Source organism: Mycetocola zhadangensis (assembly GCF_003668565.1).
Classification (GTDB): Bacteria; Actinomycetota; Actinomycetes; order Actinomycetales; family Microbacteriaceae; genus Mycetocola_A; species Mycetocola_A zhadangensis.
Genome location: NZ_RCWJ01000002.1, coordinates 664,444 through 683,468, shown reverse-complemented (window position 1 = coordinate 683,468; position 19,025 = coordinate 664,444). Strand labels below are relative to the sequence as shown.

The 19,025-nt window shown below is 62.2% G+C and carries 19 protein-coding genes; 5 read left to right on the top strand and 14 right to left on the bottom strand.

What is annotated here, in order from left to right:
* Nucleotides 1–35: 35 nt before the first annotated feature.
* Together D9V28_RS09830 and D9V28_RS09825 are read left to right on the top strand one after the other, a co-directional pair.
* Entirely contained in the window at nt 36–590 is a 555-nt protein-coding gene (locus tag D9V28_RS09830; RefSeq protein WP_121659513.1) for an AMIN-like domain-containing (lipo)protein, read from the top strand.
* Between the two features lie 128 nt (nt 591–718).
* Entirely contained in the window at nt 719–3,271 is a 2,553-nt protein-coding gene (locus tag D9V28_RS09825; protein WP_121659512.1) for an HNH endonuclease signature motif containing protein, read from the top strand.
* 27 nt (nt 3,272–3,298) lie between these two features.
* On the opposite strand, the gene D9V28_RS09820 is transcribed toward D9V28_RS09825, so the two are convergent.
* From D9V28_RS09820 to D9V28_RS09775, 10 genes are all read right to left on the bottom strand, one after another.
* Nucleotides 3,299–3,982 carry a signal peptidase I gene (locus D9V28_RS09820; RefSeq protein ID WP_220700479.1) on the bottom strand — a complete coding sequence of 228 codons (684 nt, stop codon included), beginning with the start codon at nt 3,980–3,982 and terminating at the stop codon, nt 3,299–3,301.
* 171 nt (nt 3,983–4,153) lie between these two features.
* On the bottom strand, nt 4,154–5,440 hold the full coding sequence (locus D9V28_RS09815; protein WP_121659510.1) for an adenylosuccinate synthase: 1,287 nt from the start codon (nt 5,438–5,440) through the stop codon (nt 4,154–4,156).
* An 85-nt stretch (nt 5,441–5,525) separates the two neighbouring features.
* A complete protein-coding gene (locus tag D9V28_RS09810; protein WP_121659509.1) occupies nt 5,526–6,005 on the bottom strand; it encodes a DUF3151 domain-containing protein in 480 nt (159 codons plus the stop codon).
* 40 nt (nt 6,006–6,045) lie between these two features.
* Nucleotides 6,046–7,374, bottom strand: a complete 1,329-nt coding sequence (locus tag D9V28_RS09805) for a peptidoglycan DD-metalloendopeptidase family protein (RefSeq protein WP_147440962.1) — start codon at nt 7,372–7,374, stop codon at nt 6,046–6,048.
* 250 nt (nt 7,375–7,624) lie between these two features.
* Complete coding sequence (locus tag D9V28_RS09800; protein WP_121659507.1) at nt 7,625–8,560, bottom strand: ABC transporter substrate-binding protein; 936 nt, start codon at nt 8,558–8,560, stop codon at nt 7,625–7,627.
* 94 nt (nt 8,561–8,654) lie between these two features.
* The gene (locus D9V28_RS09795) at nt 8,655–9,392 is read right to left on the bottom strand and encodes an ABC transporter permease (RefSeq protein WP_121659506.1); all 738 of its coding nucleotides are present in this window, start codon (nt 9,390–9,392) and stop codon (nt 8,655–8,657) included.
* Nucleotides 9,389–10,075, bottom strand: a complete 687-nt coding sequence (locus D9V28_RS09790; protein WP_121659505.1) for an ABC transporter permease — start codon at nt 10,073–10,075, stop codon at nt 9,389–9,391. Before D9V28_RS09790 ends, D9V28_RS09795 begins: the two co-directional genes overlap by 4 nt.
* Nucleotides 10,072–10,911, bottom strand: coding sequence for an ABC transporter ATP-binding protein (locus D9V28_RS09785; protein ID WP_121659504.1), 840 nt, complete (start codon nt 10,909–10,911; stop codon nt 10,072–10,074). Before D9V28_RS09785 ends, D9V28_RS09790 begins: the two co-directional genes overlap by 4 nt.
* A 126-nt stretch (nt 10,912–11,037) precedes the next feature.
* A complete protein-coding gene (locus D9V28_RS09780) occupies nt 11,038–11,406 on the bottom strand; it encodes a DUF4440 domain-containing protein (RefSeq protein WP_121659503.1) in 369 nt (122 codons plus the stop codon).
* Nucleotides 11,407–11,415: 9 nt separating this feature from the next.
* Nucleotides 11,416–12,060 carry a TrmH family RNA methyltransferase gene (locus D9V28_RS09775; RefSeq protein ID WP_183086482.1) on the bottom strand — a complete coding sequence of 215 codons (645 nt, stop codon included), beginning with the start codon at nt 12,058–12,060 and terminating at the stop codon, nt 11,416–11,418.
* A 75-nt stretch (nt 12,061–12,135) separates the two neighbouring features.
* On the opposite strand from D9V28_RS09775, the gene D9V28_RS09770 reads away from it, so the two are divergent.
* The 3 genes from D9V28_RS09770 to D9V28_RS09760 are packed head-to-tail and all read left to right on the top strand — an operon-like array spanning nt 12,136 to nt 14,914.
* The gene (locus tag D9V28_RS09770; protein ID WP_121659502.1) at nt 12,136–13,407 is read left to right on the top strand and encodes an Nramp family divalent metal transporter; all 1,272 of its coding nucleotides are present in this window, start codon (nt 12,136–12,138) and stop codon (nt 13,405–13,407) included.
* 12 nt (nt 13,408–13,419) lie between these two features.
* Nucleotides 13,420–14,058, top strand: a complete 639-nt coding sequence (locus D9V28_RS09765) for a metal-dependent transcriptional regulator (protein WP_121659501.1) — start codon at nt 13,420–13,422, stop codon at nt 14,056–14,058.
* 55 nt (nt 14,059–14,113) lie between these two features.
* The gene (locus D9V28_RS09760; protein ID WP_121659500.1) at nt 14,114–14,914 is read left to right on the top strand and encodes an HAD-IIA family hydrolase; all 801 of its coding nucleotides are present in this window, start codon (nt 14,114–14,116) and stop codon (nt 14,912–14,914) included.
* 11 nt (nt 14,915–14,925) lie between these two features.
* On the opposite strand, the gene D9V28_RS09755 is transcribed toward D9V28_RS09760, so the two are convergent.
* The 4 genes from D9V28_RS09755 to D9V28_RS16425 form a co-directional block, all read right to left on the bottom strand.
* Nucleotides 14,926–17,031, bottom strand: a complete 2,106-nt coding sequence (locus tag D9V28_RS09755; protein WP_121659499.1) for a hypothetical protein — start codon at nt 17,029–17,031, stop codon at nt 14,926–14,928.
* Nucleotides 17,031–17,579, bottom strand: coding sequence for an orotate phosphoribosyltransferase (pyrE, locus tag D9V28_RS09750; RefSeq protein WP_121659498.1), 549 nt, complete (start codon nt 17,577–17,579; stop codon nt 17,031–17,033). Before pyrE ends, D9V28_RS09755 begins: the two co-directional genes overlap by 1 nt.
* Before the next feature lie 100 nt (nt 17,580–17,679).
* A complete protein-coding gene (locus D9V28_RS09745) occupies nt 17,680–18,630 on the bottom strand; it encodes a zinc-binding dehydrogenase (protein WP_121659497.1) in 951 nt (316 codons plus the stop codon).
* 237 nt (nt 18,631–18,867) lie between these two features.
* Complete coding sequence (locus tag D9V28_RS16425; RefSeq protein ID WP_268234419.1) at nt 18,868–18,990, bottom strand: hypothetical protein; 123 nt, start codon at nt 18,988–18,990, stop codon at nt 18,868–18,870.
* Nucleotides 18,991–19,025: the final 35 nt, after the last annotated feature.

Sequence of the window (19,025 nt, the reverse complement as noted above, 5' to 3'; positions counted from 1 at the left end):
CCGCTTTAAGAGTTCTATCGAAGGAGTGGATCGCGATGAAGCGTTCCGTTGCACTCATGATCAGCGCGCTCATGGGTGTCGTATTTCTCAGCGCGGGCAGCGTGACCGCAACTGCGGCCCCGTATTGCGGCATCACCTGGGGGTCACTTCCCGACTCCCAAAGCCTTTCGGCGCCGGACGCTCCGATCACAAATGCGAGATCGGGTGAACATCCCTGTTTCGATCGGTTCGTTCTGGATGTGCGTGGTGACATCCATGGATTCGATGTGCGTTATGTACCTGAGGTGTTATCGGATGGTTCCGGGACGCCTGTGCCGCTGCGTGGCGGAGCTGACCTCCGAGTGATTGCCCTCGCGCCTGCCTATGACATCAACAACAACAATGCGGTGACTTACGACCCGGCCGTCGACAGCGAAGCGCTCAATGTTGAGGGGTACGAGACATTCCGTCAGGTCGCGTTCGCCGGGAGCTTTGAGGCCCAGACTACGTTTGGCATTGGGGTGCGGGCTCGGTTGCCGTTCCGGACGCTGATACTGGATGGCCCGGGTGATGGCAGTCGCCTCGTGGTTGATGTCGCGCACAGATGGTGAGATTTCCCGCATAGTCGAGGTGCTCATCGACGGTGACTTCTGCCGAATCGCACATACCTACCAATCGCTGACCCCGGCTGATGACAGAAGTTCGAAGCTATGTCGGTGGTGTGGTGTTCACTTAGAGCATGGAAAACGACAGGGAAGTCGGGCCTTCCGGCGACGAGAACCACGATCCGCCTGAGGTTGACAATGTCCGCCCGGGTGCTGAAGTAGACGGCGATGGCGATGCGTCTGCGAAGCCGCTGAACCCACGTCCACTTGCACCTGCACCTGCACCTGCACCTGCACCTGTCGGTGCATCCTCACCCACACCTGCATCAGCCGACGACGCCGCCGTTACCGCGGCCGCCGCTTCCGTTGCCGCCGACGCCGCTTCCATCGCCGATGCCGATGCCGACGCCGCTACCCCTGCCGAAACCGCTACGCCGGCCGACGTCGCTGCGGACGGCGCTTCGGACGGCGCTTCCGCTGCCGCTGACGCTGCCGCTGCCGCTGCCGCTGACGCTGCTGATGCTGCTGCTGCTGCTGCTGCTGCTGCTGCTCGTGCCTATGCCGTTGCCGTCGCGTATCCGGATCCTGATCGCGGTATCGAGCTGTTTCCCCGGGTTAATTTTGATCCTGATTTCGGTGTTGATTTCGTTCCCGACCCCGCACTTTGCGCAGACGATGATGCTCAGGTTGATCCGTTCCCGGAAGCGCTCGATCTTCCACCGGCGCCAGGCATGGGAGATCCGCGGTGGGACTGTGTGCCTTTCGAGGATTCCGAGTCGGACGGGTGCGAACTCGACGATTGCGGGCCTGACTGGTTCGATCCCGACACTCCTGATTTTGACCCTGGCCCGGATTGGGAGGCCGATGTTCCGCCGGATCCGAACCCGGACGACGTGGGTGAGGATTGGGCTGTTGAACCACGCCCGTCGCCTCCGGCGCCGCCGACGGAGTATGCCCGGGTCGCGGATGTCTGCAGCACCCTGATCGACGCGGTCGCTGAGGTTGAGAAGCTTGAGGCGAAACAGGCGGCGTGGAAGGTTGAGTTCATTGACCGGGCGAGGACCCTCGCGATCGCGAACGAGGAAGGCGTCACCCCGACCGAGCACCCCCGCACCGCCTCGCAGCGTCAGGATTTGGCGTTGCGGTCCTTCGTCTCCGAACTGGCCTGCACCTTACGGGTGTCGGAACGCACCGCGACCGGGCTGATCGAGGACAGCGCCGCCCTGATGCACCGACTACCGCTCACCCTGCAAGCACTCCGGGGAGGGGAGATCAGTTACCGGCATGCCCAGCAACTTGTCGATCAAAGCTCGACCCTGTCCGACGCCGCTGCCGCCGAACTGGAAGAGACAGCGTTACCGTTCGCGAAAACGATGACCGTGGCAAGATTTCGGCAGAAAACCCGGATGCTGCGGGAACGGTTACACCCGGACTCCGCCGTCGACCGGTGCATCAAATCGGTGCGCGATCGCCGGGTGGAGATCCTGCCGGCGGCGGACGGGATGGCATGGATCAGCCTGTTCACCACCGCACCCCTGGCCGAAGCATTGTTCTCCACCATCCGGGAACAGTCCATGCGGTTACAGTCACCGGTCGACCCGCGCACCCTGTCCCAGTTGGATGCTGATGTGGTCGTCGGGGCGATGTTCGAATCCTTCACCGGAGAGTTCAGCACACCCGACCCGACCGGCACCAGAATCTTCGGCACCGGACTCGGCACCTACCGCTACACCACCGAACCCCCACACAACACCAACACAGACCTCGACACCCGGACCAGCACCACAACCGCGCCGCGTACGGGTTCTGCCGTGGTGCCGGGAGTGTACCGGATCCGGTGCACCGGTCCCGGCGCGGACCCGGTGCAGACGTTTCGGAAGATCGTGCCAACCGTGATGATCACCGTCCCGGTACTCACCCTGCTCGGCAGAAGTGATGAACCCGGCAATCTCGACGGGTACGGTCCGATCGACCCGGAAACCGCCCGCGACCTGGCCTCCCAGGCACCGGAGTTCAGCCGAATCCTGACCCATCCCGAAAACGGGGTCGCACTGTCGTTAGGGCAAACAAAGTACAAACCATCGAACGCGATGAAACGGTTCCTCCGCTACCGCGACGGTTACTGCCGATTCCCCGGCTGCACCCGCAAAGCCGTCACCTGCGACATCGACCACACCAACCCGTTCAGCACCGGCGGCGGCACCGACTTCGACAACCTCGCCAGCCTCTGCCCCAAACACCACAAAATGAAACACGAAACCGACTGGCAAGTCCAACAACTCGGTGACGGGGTGCTGAAATGGACCTCACCCCAAGGCCGCACCTACCTCACCCACCCAGAGAACCCGGTCCGAGGGCCCGTCCCACCCGCGAAAGCATCCCCAACAGACACCACCCCGAACCCGACGGATGAAACGAGCGCGACCGGCGCGACCGACGCATCGAGAAAGACAGGCGCGACCGGTGCATCGAGCACGACCGGTGCATCGAGCACGACCGGCGCATCGAGCACGACAGGTAAACCGCTGTCCCAAGCCGCCGAAGACGAAGCCCGACGCCAAGACATCTACAAACAGTTCGTCGAACGACTGAAAAAGAAGAAGAAGAGTGATCGGCCCGGTGACGGCAAGGGAGACGGAAATGAAAATCCGATCGCACCGATTGACCCGAACACGCCACCGTTCTGATCGAGTTGATCCCGCTTCGTTAACCGTCTAGGTGGAGGTGTCGTCCGCCGAGTGCTGGACGTTGTCTTCCCGAAGACTGCGACGGGTCAGCAGCTCAGGGGCCGGATCATGTGGTCCGCCCGAGGATTCACCAGCGCGGGAACCCGATTCGCTCGATTCACCGATCTCAACTCCTGCTTCCTCTCCGGAAACAAATTCAGGTTCGGATTCTGCCGGATCAGATTTTCGACGCCGCACCACAGTCACGATGAGCGTCACTACGGCATAGCCGATGAGTGCAACTCCAAGGCCCTGAGCAAGCCAGGTTCGAGTGTCACTGGTCACACCGTTAGTGACATATCCGATTACCGGCAACCAGTACCAAACCTTGCCCCGAACCTGCTCTTCACGAACGCCATCCGCATCCGGGGCCGGGTTGGCATCACCCTGCGTTTCGAGCCTCACGCCATCGGGCGTGACGTTGACACCAATCACCCGGTGAGTAACGACCTCCGGCTTACCGGACGAGATCTGGTAGGTGATGACATCGCCCACTTTGATCTGAGAAAACTCAATCGGCTTGACTACTACCGTGGTCCCCGGCGGCATGCTTGGACGCATCGATCCGGTCAGAACTGTGTACGGCGTCGACCCAGTCAGACGGGGCACAAGCACGAAGGCGACAATGAGCAGCCCACACACAACAAGAACTGTCCAACTTACGACCCGCACCAGAATGCCTGGCAAACGATTCAGAAACGTAGGTTCCGACTTCGACTGAACATCGTCTTGCTCAACCGACGCCGTGGTCCCGCCCTTCACGTGAGTGGCATCCTCAGAAGCATTCACTGACACGTCAACGGTTGACTGCTTCCTCGCATCAGCCGCCGGATCAACCATAATTTAGTCGATCAGATCGTGACGCACGATGATCGCGTCGCGTCCCGGACCGACACCGATTGCCGAAATCCGCGAACCGCTCATGGCCTCGAGAGCGAGAACGTAGTCCTGCGCATTCTTCGGCAGCTCCTCGAAGGTCCGGCAACCACTGATGTCCTGCTGCCAGCCGGGGAACTCCTCATAGATTGGCGTCGCGTGGTGAAAGTCCGACTGCGAAACAGGAACCTCATCATGACGAACACCATCAACGTCGTATGCCACACAAACCGGAATGGTCTTGAGGTCATCGAGAATGTCGAGCTTCGTCAAAACGAAATCGGTCACACCGTTGATGCGAGCTGAGTACCGGGCGATCGGCGCGTCATACCAGCCAACCCGACGGGGGCGGCCGGTCGTGGTGCCGAACTCGAAACCCTTCGAACGCAGGTGATCACCCGATGCGTCGAACAGTTCGGTCGGGAACGGCCCAGCGCCAACACGAGTTGTGTATGCCTTCACGATCGCAATCACACGGTCGATCTTGTTGGGAGCAACACCCGAACCGGTGGCCGCTCCACCAGAGGTCGCATTTGACGAGGTGACAAACGGGTAAGTTCCGTGATCGACGTCGAGCATTGTGGCCTGGCCACCCTCGAACAGCACGATTTCATTGCGTTCAAGCGCCTGGTGCAGCTCGAGCGCCGTGTCGGCCACCATCGGCCGCAGTCGTTCAGCGTAGGAGAGCAGGTCGTCAACAATCTCGTCCGCCGATATCGCTCGCCGGTTGTAGATCTTCAGCAGCATGTGGTTCTTGACGTCAAGGGCTCCCTCGACCTTCTGCCGCAGAATGTTCTCGTCAAACAGGTCCTGAATGCGAATGCCGACACGGTTGATCTTGTCTGCATATGCCGGCCCGATGCCGCGTCCAGTCGTTCCGATCTGACGCTTGCCCAGGAACCGCTCGGTCACCTTGTCGAGCGTGCGGTGGTAGTGCGTGATGACATGCGCATTGGCGCTGACCTTGAGCGTCGACACGTCAACGCCACGCGCACTGAGCGCCTCTAGTTCGTGGAAGAGTACCTCGAGGTCAATGACAACACCGTTCGAGATGACCGGAATGACACCCTCGGTCAGGATGCCGGATGGCAGCAGGTGCAATGCGTACTTTTCATTGCCGATGACAACTGTGTGCCCGGCGTTGTTACCACCGTTGAACTTCACCACGTAGTCGATCCGGCTACCCAGAAGGTCAGTCGCTTTTCCCTTGCCCTCGTCGCCCCACTGGGCGCCGACGATCACAATTGCTGGCATAACGGATGCTCCCTTGTCGCCTTCTGGCTATTAATATCAAAAAAAAGTGTGGTGCGACGTCACTGCGCACGTTCTATGCGGCGGATCAATCCTGGCCGCGAATGAAGAACGCCTCGGTGGACGGCTGTGGTTCGGAAGGCAGGGATTCCGTCTCGATCCGCGCAACCGCGGTCTCGTCCGCGTCACGCAGGAAGTCGGTCAGGCGAGTGACCTCGTCAACTTCGCCGATGGCATCCGCTGTCTTCCGAAGCATGAACAGGGAACGCAACACTCCCTGATTCGGTGTGTGGTTCCACGGAATCGGACCCTGGCCACGCCAGCCGGCTTTGCGCAGGGCGTCAAGGCCGCGGTGATAACCCACCCGAGCGTAGGCGTATGCCGTGATCGGGTTGGCCGAATCGAACGTCGCTTCAGCCAACCGAGCCCACGCGAGCGAAGACTTCGGGAAGCGTGCGGCTACGGCGACGATGTCGTCCGTCGTTGTGGCACGGTCGAGGGCGTCGACGACTTCCGGTTCAAACGGGAGTCGGGTCTCTGGCAGTCCGAGCAGGTTGTCTCCAGTCACAGGGCTAGCCTATCGCGACTGTTGCATCGAGCGTCGATCTCTAGATCCGGACACCTTTGCCACGCAGGAATGGAGCCGGGTCTTGTGTCCCGCCGTTGATCTTCAGGTCGAGGTGACAACCGGTCGCGACGCCCGTCTTGCCGACGCTCGCTATGACCTGGCCGCCGGAGACCTGCTGGCCCGCGCTGACCCGGAACGACCCGGCGCTGAGGTGGCCGTATGTGGATGTGACTCCGCCGTGATCGATGATGATGCGGTAGCCAAAATCGCCGGCGTTGGTTGCAGAGACAACCCGTCCACCCTGGATCGCCTTGACGGCGTGACCACAGGCGTTACCGAAGTCGATGCCGGCGTGGAAGGACACCGAGCATCCTGTGCCACCGCAGAGGATGGGACGGTTGCCGTACCAGGACGTGATGGCACCCGGCAGCGGTCGCCACCATCCCTGGGGTGACGGCGTGAAGTAGGTTCCGGTTGCGCCAGCGTTGGAGCCGCCACCACCGCCGCCGCCCGCTGAGCCGCCTCCGCCACCGCTGTTGCCCGGCTTGTTCTTTGCCGCTTCTGCTGCTGCAGCGGCAGCTCGCTCCTCGGCAAGCTTGCGCTGGCGCTCCGCTTCGATTGCAGCAAGACGTGCGCGCTCAGCGACACCTGCTGCGTATCCCTCTTCAATGGATGCCGTCTGGCCCTTGAGCAGCGACAACTGCCCAAGGAGAGTTTCTTCGTGAGCTTCCTGTTCAGCTACTGCAGCTGCCGCCGCTTCCGCTGCTACAGTCGCCGCCTCGAGCTTCTCTTCGGAATCGACCCGAGCCTCTTCGAGGATCGTCGCCGCAACCTCGCCCTGTGCGCTCAGAGAGGTGACCTGGTTTGCATCCTGCTCAGCATTATCGAGCAGCTGCGTCGACAGCGACGTCAGCTTTGATACAGCGCCGAGCTTGTAGAGCGTGTCGTCAGCCTTGTTTGAGTTGATCAAGAGGCTGGCCGTGGTGTCGAAGGTACTCGTCCGACCCATCTGAGCGAATAGGGCACCGGCCTGCTTCGACGAAGTGGCTGCAGCCTCCTGCGCTGTCGCGAGCTGTGCCTTCAGGTCTTCAGACTTGATCAGTGCTTCTTCAGCGACCGCCAGGGCTGTCTGATATTCATCGGCAGCGGCAACAGCCGCAAGCCGCGCATTTTCTGCGTTCGTCCGCAGACCGGCAATGAGACCCTCAATGCGCGTGATCTCGGCAGCCTTCGCCGATTCACTCGCCCGAGCGTTTTGAACGTCTTCCCAGGTGGGGTAGGAGGTCGCCGCAGTCGCGGGTGCGGAGATCCCCATGGAGGCGACAACTACCCCGAGGGCGATCGTCGCGATAAGGGTCCGAAGTCGCATGCGCATTGCTCCATGGTGTCAGAGAACAGCACTTGAGCTCGTAGGCAGCGCCGGTCCGGGGGGAGTCACATGAGTAACACTCGTCACATCTGCAACAAGAGCCTCGCCCCCATGCTACGTAGTTCCCTCCGATCTGCGCAATCAACTCGGTTGAGGCGCTCAATCCAGAACCGCACCTCGACACGCAAACGGCCCGGTGACAGAATCACCGGGCCGCAAGCGGGTGCCGACAGAATCAGCGATCGGAAGCCTAGAAGAGGTCCTTCTCGGCAAGCCAGTCCTCGGCCAATGCCGCAGGCTCAGCCTTCTCATCGCCCTGGTTGCGGGCGTTGAGCTCGATGAGGTCTTCTGTGGTGAGTTCAGCGGAAATCGAGTTCAGAACTTCTTTGACCTTGTCGGTCACCTTGTCCGAGTTGATGAGCGGAAGCACATTCTGCGGCAGGATCAGGTTCTCCGGGTCCTCGAGCGTGACGAAGCCGTTCTCCTCGATCGACGGAGTCGTCGAGAAGATGTCCGCGATGTTGACGGTGCCGTCGAGAAGCGCACCGGTTGTCAACGGTCCGCCCGAGTCACTGACCGGAACGAAGGTGATCCGAGCAGCATCAACGCCGTAAACCTCGGTCAGCCCCTTCGGTCCGTACGGACGCTCGGCCAGCTCCGGGTTTCCACCGACGATGAGCGGAACATCGATCCCGGCCAGATCAGCCAGACTCGTCACACCATTCGTTTCACTGAATTCCTTCGTGACGTTGTAGCTGTCTTTATCCTCCGCCTTCGACTGGTCTAGGACCTCGAGACCGTCAGGAACAGCATCCTGCAGCGCAGCAAACACTTCATCGCTCGACTTCGCATCTGAGCTGTCGTCAAAGAACTGAAGCAGGTTTCCGCTGTAGTCAGGAATCAAATCGATCGAACCGTCATTGAGCGCCTCAATGTAGACATCCCGCTGTCCAATCTGGCCCTTGAAGTCCACACTGATGTCATTGGCCTCGAGAGCCTGAGCGTAGATCTCCGCGATGATCTCGGATTCGGCAAAACCCGCGGCGCCGATCGCGATCGTTTCGCTGCCCGAACTTTCCGATTCGTCAGCGGCGAGCGGATCGCCGCTCGAGCACGCCGCCAGCGTAAGAACGGCACCTGCGGCAAAAACCCCTGCCGCGATGCGTCCGCGTCGTGAAGTGAACATCTGTTTTCCTTACTCTCTTGAAGAAGTTCTGTGCTTGAAGAAGTGCTGTGTCTAAAGTGCTGTGTCAAAAATCTGAGTTTGTCGGCCGAGCCGGTCAGGCCGCTGACGACACCGCCGGCGTCGACCTCGATGTGCTTCGTTCCCGTGATGAAATTTGGATTGCACGAACTCCAGCGGGAATCGTCAGACGCTGGCAGAAAATGAGGATGCCATCAAGCACGAGGGCAAGGATCGTCACGAGCAACGCCCCCACCAAAACCTTGGTGTAGTCACGCACCGGAAGTGCATCAATGATGTATCGACCGAGACCTCCCAACGAGATGTACGCGGCAACTGTCGCTGTTGCAACAACCTGCAACACCGCCGACCGTATTCCGCCGATGATCAGAGGAAGCGCCAGGGGCACCTCCACCTTCCACAGGATCTGCCACTCCGTCATGCCCATCGACCTCGCCGCATCGACGGTTCGACCGTCAACGGATTGCACTCCCGAGTAGGCCCCAGCAAGCAGCGGTGGGATCGCCAGAACCACAAGCACGATGATCGTCGGCAGCAACGCAAACCGGATTCCGAGTCCGAACAGCACAGCAAGGTACACGAGAAGGCCCAGCGTCGGCAACGCCCGGAGCGCACCGGTCACTCCGACCACAAGACCACGCAACCTGCCGGTGTGACCGATGTACAGTCCGAGCGTCACGGCGATTGCCGTGGCGATCAGCACGGTGATCGTCGTGTAGCCGAGGTGTTCAAGAATTCGATTCGGGATGCCATCCGGCCCGGTCCAGTGGGACGGGTCAAGTATCCAGCCGATTGCGTCGGCAAACAGGTTCATGCGGCGACCGCTTTCACTCGCGCTGAGCCAGCTCCGCGTCGTGCAGCCTCATCGACACGAGCCCAGGGCAGAAGCATGCGTCCAATCAACACGAGGAGAACGTCGAACACCACGGCAATGAGGACGGTTCCGACGATGCCCGTGAGGATCTCGGTTGGGAAATTGCGCTGGTATCCGTTGGTGAACAGATAGCCGAGTCCGCTCATCCCGACGAGCGCACCGAGAGTGACGAGGCTGACAGTGCTCGTCGAGACCACACGCAAACCGGCGAGGAGCACCGGTCCTGCCAGCGGAAGCTCCACCTGCCAGAACCGACGCCACGCACCGAAGCCGACCGCAGTCGACGACTGGATGACGTCTTTCGAAACCGCATCGAAAGCATCCGTCGCCGTGCGAACCATGAGGGCGATTGCGTACAGAGTGAGCGTGACTATTAGGTTGAGCGGGTCAAGGATTTTGGTGCCGAGAATCGTGGGCATCGCAACGATGAGGGCGAGCGACGGAATTGTGTAGAGCAACCCGCACACGGTGAGAACGACGCCGCGAGAAACGCGGAAGCGGTGAGCGAACCAACCGATCGGCACCGCGAGCACAAACCCGAGCAGGATCGGCGCGATGCTCAACAGGATGTGAGCGACGGTGAGCTCCCAGATCTGCTCGAGGTTCGCGAGCACCCAGGTCATACCGTTCGACTCGATTCCCCGGAGGGCACACGCAGGATGCCTGCGAGGCGGCCGGTTCCGTCAACGACGACATCTTTGCCGTGAACGTTCTTGATCGAGAGAGCCCGACGCCCACGTTCGGCTCCGATGAAGTTGTCGACAAACTCGTCGGCCGGGTGAGCGAGAATTTCCTCGGGTGTTCCGACCTGCGCGATGCGACCGCCCGTTGAAAGAATGACAACCTGGTCGCCGAGCAGGAACGCTTCGTCGATGTCGTGGGTGACGAACACTATCGTTTTCGCGAGTTCCTTCTGAATGCGCAACAGTTCCTGCTGGAGTTCACTTCGGACGAGTGGGTCGACCGCACCGAACGGCTCGTCCATCAGGAGGATGTTCGGGTCATTGGCCAACCCGCGTGCTACGCCGACCCGCTGCTGCTGCCCGCCGGAGAGTTGTGACGGGTACCGCTCGGCGAGCGCCCGATCGAGGCCGACCGTGTCCATGAGTTGCAGTGCGGCTTCACGCGCTTCGCGCTTTGGGACACCGGTGAGCAACGGCACAGTGGCCACATTGTCAACGACGGTTCGGTGCGGCAGCAGGCCTGAGTTTTGCATGACGTAACCGACACGTCGCCGCAGGGCGACAGGTTCGAGGGTCGAGACGTCCTCGTCATCGATCCGGATCGCTCCGCCTGTCGGATCGACCATCCTGTTGATCATGCGAAGCAGCGTGGTCTTGCCGCTCCCCGATGAGCCGACGAACACCGTCGTCGTACGCGAGGGAATGGTGATGCTGAAGTTGTCCACAGCGAGGGTTCCGTCGGGAAACCGCTTCGAAACTCCGTCGAATGTGATCATGTCCCTGAACCCTCTGAGCACACTGCTGTCGGTGGCTTGCGTTCAGCGTAGCCAGAACCTCCGTCGGCGAACCAGATACAAATGACTGTTGTGCCGATCGAACGTCGCCCTGTATTGTTCCTGCCCTCAGGCCGGAGTCTGCTGGTGGGCAGCCACGTGCCAGGAGCCGCCGCCGTAGAGGTACGTGGTCGACACCCGAAGTTCGACCGTGTCGTTTCCCCGCGTTGCAACCGCACGATAGGCAACGATTCCGCTCCGGTCGCCGAGCCGGATGAGGGCCGGTTCGTGGATTTCGTATGAATCCCACGGCGCCGCTGTTGCGAACGCTGCGACAACATCGTCCCGGCCGATCGCTGCCCCCTCAACGATCATCAACGCATCGCGGGTCATCGCACGGGCGTAGTGTTCACCGCCGCGTCCGGCGAGGATGGCCTTCCACCCAGCGTGTTCTTCGCGCAGGAGGACGGCGGGCAGATCGTCAGTGATCGCAGTCATGTCCTCACGCTACCGCGCAGGGAAGCTCACGTGTTGCATCACCCAGGAATGCATGGCGACGGCAGCCGCAGCCGACGCATTGATCGACCGGGTCGAGCCGAACTGGCTGATCTCAAGAACGGCATCCGACGCGTCGATCGCCTCGGGAGACAGCCCCGGGCCCTCCTGGCCGAAGAGCATCACACACCGCTCGGGCAGCGCGAAGGTTTCGATCAACACCGAGCCGGGCACATTGTCGATACCGATGATCGGCATGCCTTCAGCGTGTGCCCACTCGACGAGTGCGGCGATATCCGCGTGGTGAATCACGTGCTGGTAGCGATCGGTCACCATCGCCCCACGCTTGTTCCACCGCCGGCGGCCGACGATGTGCACGGTGTCAGCCGCAAAGGCATTCGCCGTGCGCACGATGGAGCCGATGTTCATGTCGTGCTGCCAGTTTTCGATGGCGACATGAAACGGATGCCTGTGCTCATCCAGGTCAGCGACTATCGCGTCCAGTTTCCAGTAGCGATACCGATCGATCACATTGCGAGTGTCGCCGTGTTTGAGCAACTCTTCGTCGTAGTAGTCCTCGGTCGGCCACTCGCCCGACCAGGGACCGACCCCGTTCGTCGAGAGTTCGTGGGTGGGATTTTCGATCGCGTCAGGCACTGTCCAAGGGTAACCGGCCAGCGAAAGCCGCGCCGACCCCTTTTCGGCGCACCGAAAGCGGGCTAGGGTTTCGGCATGCCGAAATCTGTCGCCGACGCCAGCGCTCCCGTCCTCGTTTCACCGAAGCCGGCGCAGCAGCCACGGCTGCTGTGGCTGCTCGGCCCTGCCCTCGTCGCAGGCGTCGCCTACCTCGACCCCGGCAACGTCGCGAGCAACATGACGGCGGGCGCCCAGTACGGCTATCTCCTCGTCTGGGTGGTGGTGGCCGGCAACGTGATGGCCTGGCTCATCCAGTATCTCTCCGCCAAACTCGGCGTCGTCACGGGCAAAAGCCTGCCCGAGGTTCTCGGTGAGCGCATCAGGCGCCGCCCAGCCCGCATCGCTTACTGGATTCAGGCCGAACTTGTCGCCATGGCCACCGACTTGGCCGAAATCATCGGCGGCGCTGTCGCTCTCTACCTGCTCTTCGACCTCCCCCTCCTCATCGGCGGCCTCATCACCGGCACTGTGTCGATGATCATGCTCACCCTCCAGTCGAAAAGAGGCCCGCGCGCGTTCGAGGGCGTCATCATCGGCCTGCTCGTGATCATCGCGATCGGATTCAGCGCTGGCGTCTTTATTTCTCCACCGGATGCCGCTGGCGTGGTTTCCGGCCTCGTCCCCCGTTTCGAAGATGCGAACTCGGTACTGCTCGCCGCATCCATCCTCGGCGCAACGATCATGCCGCACGCCATCTACGCCCACTCCGCCCTGAGCCGTGACCGGTACGCCGTTCGGGCATCTGGCCTGACCACGGCGAGACTGCTCCGCGTCACCCGCTGGGACGTCTCGATAGCCATGCTCATCGCCGGGAGTGTGAACCTCGCGATTCTCCTCCTCGCCGCAACCAATCTCGCTGGCGTTCCTGGCACAGACAGTCTTGAGGGAGCCCACGCCGCACTCGAGGCATCGATCGGCCCCGTCGTTGCCACCCTCTTCGCGGTTGGACTGCTCGCCTCAGGGCTGGCATCGACCTCCGTCGGCGCGTACGCCGGAGCCGAAATCATGCAGGGGCTGCTGCGGGTGCGTATCCCACTCCTGCTGCGCAGGCTCATCTCCCTCATCCCTGCCCTGCTTCTTCTTGGCTCCGGTTTCGATCCGACCCTCGCACTCGTGCTCAGCCAGGTGGTGCTGTCGTTCGGTATTCCGTTCGCGCTCATCCCCCTCGTCGTGATCACGGCAAAGCAGGGCATACTCGGGAGCTACGCCAACCGCTGGTTCACGACCGCTGCCGGCGCCGTGGCATCCGTTCTTCTGGTCAGTCTCAACGCTGTGCTGCTCGTTCTCCTTCTCACGGGCGCCGAGTAGTCTGTCGATGCCATGAAGCTCTCCAAACCGGTGATCGAGAACTACCTCAAGACCATCTACGCGCACACCGAATGGCAGGCAGAGGCCATCACGCCGTCTGTGCTGGCCGAGCGGCTCGGCCTCGCGCCGTCGACGGTAACCGAGATGGTGAAGAAGCTCGCGACCGCGGGTCTTGTGACACACGTGCGTTACGGCGCGATCACGCTTACCGACACCGGCAGGGCCGAAGCCGTTGCCGTCGTGCGGCGGCACCGGCTCGTCGAAACCTGGCTCGTTCGCGAGATGGGTTACAGCTGGGACGAGGTGCACGACGAAGCCGAGGTGCTCGAGCACGCCATCAGCGACCGGCTGCTCGAGAGCATTGATGCGAGGCTCGACTACCCCGACCGTGACCCGCACGGAGACCCGATCCCGGCGAGTGATGGTTCGGTGCGGCGAGAGGATGCTGTCGTGCTCGGCCGCGCTGAGCCAGGCCACGTCGGCGTTGTGCTGCGCATCAGTGATCGGGATCCCGCACTGCTGCGCACGCTTGAAGCGCCTGGGATCGACATTGGGACGACGGTGAGTGTGACAGGCGGAGCCGTGATCGCTGGCGACGCGAGGGTCCCTCTGGATGACGCCGCGGCATCCGCTATCTGGCTCAGCGCCTGAGCCGCACCGATGCTGAGCGCCAGCCGTACACTGAGATCAGGACCGAAGGAGCCCGATGACCCGTCGCGACGAAGTTGAATGCTGGCTGACTGACATGGACGGCGTGCTCGTGCACGAGAACCGTCCGCTTCCTGGGGCCGCAGAGCTGCTGCAGCAGTGGCGTGATCAGGGCAAGCCCTATCTGGTGCTCACCAACAACTCGATTTTCACTCCGAGGGACCTGAGCGCGCGGCTTCGAGCGTCGGGCCTTGACGTGCCCGAGGAGTTCATCTGGACCTCGGCTCTCGCGACCGCCGCATTCCTTCAGGACCAAATGCCCGGCGGATCGGCATTCGTGATCGGTGAAGCCGGCATCACGACAGCCCTGCACGAGGCGGGCTTCATCATGACCGAAACCGCTCCCGATTACGTCGTCGTTGGTGAAACCCGCAACTACTCGTTCGAGGCAATCACCAAGGCGATTCGCCTGATCAATCACGGTGCGCGATTTATCGCCACAAATCCGGATGCCACGGGGCCAAGTGCGGATGGACCGATGCCGGCGACAGGCGCCATCGCGGCCCTGATCACGAAGGCGACGGGCAAGGAACCGTATATCGTCGGCAAACCGAACCCCATGATGTTCCGGTCTGCGCTCAACAAGATCGGCGCGCACTCCGAGAACACCGGAATGATCGGCGACCGGATGGACACAGACGTTGTCGCAGGGATCGAGGCCGGGTTGCACACGATCCTCGTGCTGACCGGCATCTCCGATGAGAAGGAGATTGCTCGTTACCCGTTCCGCCCATCGGAGATTCTCGGTGGAGTTGTCGACCTGCTTGAGCCCGACCCGATCGAGTCAGAGGTCGTCTGACCCGATCCGGTTCAGGGCGCGGGCTGCGCGACGGCCAGGGTGCCGGTGAGCGGTTCGCCGGTTGATCGGCTGATGAAACAGAAGTAGTTGCGCTCACCGTCGGCCCACTGCTCCTCGTTGACCGGGTATGTGCCCTGCACCTGAAGGTCGGTGAATGCACCGGCTGCCGCAGCGTCGAGAACACCCGGCGCACTGCACCACAGCGCGATTTGTGATGCGATCTCAGCTTCACCCGGGTACGGTGCGGCGGGGTCTGAGGTCACCGGTGCTGTAAACACCATCTGTGCCTTGTGCGGTGTTGCACAGTCGACAACTGTGAAGTTCTCGGCCCACGGTGTGGAGAACGGCTCGAGGCATTCGCCACCGAGAAGCGCTGTCCACTTGTGCTCTCCCGGAGGAACGGGGCCGACCGTCACGACCTCAGCTGGGGGCGCTGTCGGAGTCGGTGTCACCGTCTCGGTGGGAGTCGCCGATTCAGTGGTCGACGGCGTTGGTGCAGCAGCCGGCTCTCCGCCGAAGAGGCCGGGAAGTCGAGTACCGAGAAAGAACAGTCCGACGAGCACGAGAACGGCGGCGAGGCCGAGCGCGATCCACTTCACGTACGGCGGAAGGGGCGGGCGTCCGGATCGCTCGGGTGAAGCCGATGCCGAGTCGTTTGTTCCTGGCGGAACGGGCGGAACGAGCGCTGTCGCCGTGTCAGCCGCGAACGCCGCGGCGGGAGTTCCGGTGCCCATGGATCCCGCGCGTCGACCGGACACCGGCTCATTGGTGGCGATGTGCGCATCGTCGCTGAACCCATCGAAACCGAACGGTTCAGTTGCGGCGGGCGCGTTTGCGTCGGTTGAGTCGGTGGCGTTTATCGCCACCGTGGCGGCGGTGGCAGCCTCGAGCTCGATCAGGAACGCGAGACTGTCGACGTCTTCGGTGTCGAATGTGGCCGTCGGCGATGAGGCTTTGCCTGCGGCTGTCGCGGGTATCGGCTGGACGTCGTCGATGCCGTCGGACTCCTCATCCACAAGCTCGGCGTCGATGATCTCTTCGTTTACGAGGCTCTCGGGAACGAGGGTTTCGTCTGAACTCGGCTCGTCCACGGTGCCCTCGTCGACGGTGCCCCCATCGACGGTGCTCTCGTCAATTGAGCCCTCGTTCACGGTGCTCTCGTCAATTGAGCCCGTGTGTGCGGAGCTTTCGTCGGTGAGTTCTGCGTCGCGCCCGAGGGGAAGCACCGGCGGCACCACCGACGCGGCGAACGCAGCCGCCGGTGCCACAGAAGCCGAAGGTCCCGCGGAACCGGCGGGCGATGCGGTTTTGTGAACGATCGGGTCGAGCTCATTGTTAGGTGTCAGCGACCAGGTGAACGGTGCGCTGTCGTTGAGGTCGCTGTTGTTGAGTGCGCTGTCGTTGGAATCGCTGTTGCTGGAGTCGCTGTCGTCGGAAACTACCGTCGGGGCGCTTTCACGATCGGCCTCAGCGGAATGGTCAACGCTTCCGTCGCCGGACCGGACCGGCCCATCGAGCGGTTTTGTCACCCACGGCCGGTCACTGTCCGGGCGCGGCTTGAACAGCGGCGGCGTCGCCTCAGACGGCGCAACGAGCTCCGACACGATGGGCTCTGACTCGACCGGCACCTCCGTTGTCTTCAGTGCTGGCTCTGACTTCGGCTCTGGCTCTGGCTCGACCGCGGCAGCCTGCGGCTCTGCGGGAGTGAAGGGCTGAAAAGTGGAGCGACGACGTGGTGCAGTTCCATCCGACTGCTCAGCGTCGGTGATGTCGGACGGAATCAGGCCTGTATCGGCTGCATCGTTGCCGGCCGCCCTGTCCGCCGCGTCGTTCGCAACCGGGCTGGGAGCCGAGTCACGCCACCACGGTGTGAGATCCGGTGTTGGTCCCTCACCTCGGCTCGGTGTCGACTGCTCACCGGCATCCGTCACCGGAATCGCCTGGGTCCGATCGACCTCGCCGTCGTCCAACTGAGATTCCAGCCAGTCCGCTCCGCCATCACCAGCCTGCGGCTCGTCAGTATATGAATCCGCGGGCCCGCGTTCGGTCAAATCATCCGGCGCGTCACCGTCTCGGCGTCGACGCCGTCGGAACGACGCGTCGCCGTCGTCGCTCATTACTCGAGTCCCAGGTCAGCGAGTCCGATGGCCGCAAAGTAGGGGTATCCAGCGTTCTCGATGATCTCCCGCGCTCCGGTGTTGCGGTCGACAACGACGGCAACTCCGGCGATCTCGGCGCCGACCTTCTTCAACGCTTCGATGGCCGCGAGTGGCGATCCACCGGTGGTGGAGGTGTCTTCAAGGACAATTACGCGCTTGCCAGCAAGCTCAGGACCCTCGACCTGCTTGCCTCGACCGTGGTCCTTGGGTTCCTTGCGCACAACGAATGCATCGTAGGAGAGTCCACGTGCTGCGCCTTGGTGCAGCACCGCTGCGGCGACGGGATCTGCGCCCATGGTCATGCCGCCGACGGCGACAACATCGGGAACGTCAGCAATGAGGTCAATCATGACCTGACCGATCAATGGCGCGACGCGGTGGTCGAGGCTGACCTTGCGGAGGTCGACGTAGTACGTCGCCTTCTTGCCGCTGGTCAGGGTGAAGTCCCCGTGGAACACGGCCTCAGCCGAAATGTACTCAATAAGTTGCTGGCGCGCGTCGGTCACGCAGCAAGTTTAGCGATTCGCCGTTCACGAACCGCGACGGGCACGCCCAAGGCGCTCCCCGTCGCCCATTCCTCGAATGGGCGACGGGGAGCAATGGGATTTATTCGCCGACTCTCGCTACGAGTCGCCCGACAACCTCGCCCTTGGCGAGGCGGTCGATTCCTTCTGCGATCTCATCGAAGCCGATCTCAGTGATCGTCGGGTTCAACTCACCGGTCGCGAGGTAGTCGTAGACACCCTGGACATCGTCCTTCGTGCCGCCGACCGAACCGACGAGCGTGACGTTGTTGGTGATGAGAACCCGGGTGTTGATGGTGGCTTCGAGTCGCCCCATGCCCACCTGCACAACGCGACCGCCCGCGCGAACGGTTTCGATGGCATCCGCTGTGGTGACTCCGAATCCAGCGAAGTCGACGATGACGTCGAGTCCGATGTCGGCAAAGTCCTTGATGCTTCCGCGAACGTCGATGACGCCCGCGTCACGTGCGTTCTGCCAGACCTTCTCGTTGACCTCTGCGACGTAGACGTCAGCGCCGGCCAGGACCGCGACGCGTGCGCCGATCTGTCCGAGACCGCCGAAGCCGATGATGCCGAGCTTTGTACCCTTGGTGACCTGCCCGTTTGCGATGACCGCGTGGTGGCTGGTCATACCCGCATCGGTCCCGGCCGCACCGTAGGCGAAAGACACACTGTCGGGGATGCGGACAAGGGCTTCCTGTCCGATGACCGTCTGAGCCGCAAATCCGCCGTCGAATGCGTATCCGGGAGCACCGAGTTCCGTCGTCGGGCAAATACCGACGCGGTCGCCGACCTTCCAGTCGGTGACGCCATCACCGACGGCGCTGACTACTCCGGCAACCTCATGCCCGATCGTGATCGGGGTTTTGGCGAGGAGAGCCAACCAGCCCTCGTCCTCCATCAGACCAACGTCGGAGTGGCAGAGACCCGCTGCCTTCACGTCGACGACAACCTGGCCTGCTTCGGCGGAGGGCTCGGGAACCTCGGCGAGAACGAGTGGTTCGTGGGTGTTGGTGAACTGCCATGCCTGCATGGGTGTACTCCTTTGCTCTGCCTCCCGAACCTCGGCGGCTGGGAGATTTCGACGCGCCATCAGAAGAGGACGTGTCCTCCATTGTGCGCTTCCGAAGCCCGACCGTCGACAGATTGCAGCGAAGCGGCGACGCAAACAAGCCCCGATCAGGCAACAAAAAACGCGCCTCCCCAGGGATCGACCGCATCTGGCGCTACGGGATCTTCCTGGGAGGGCGCGGTTTTCGCTAGCGCTGCTTTACGGCAGCAGTGCATAGGTGCGCGTTGGCACCTTGCGGTAGCCGTCGCGCTTCACAACAATGAGGCTTCCGGCGATAGCGGCAGCACTCAGGGCTGCAATTCCTGCGAAGAATACGATCATAAGAATTCCAGTCCTTTCTATGGGTGGAGCGGCAA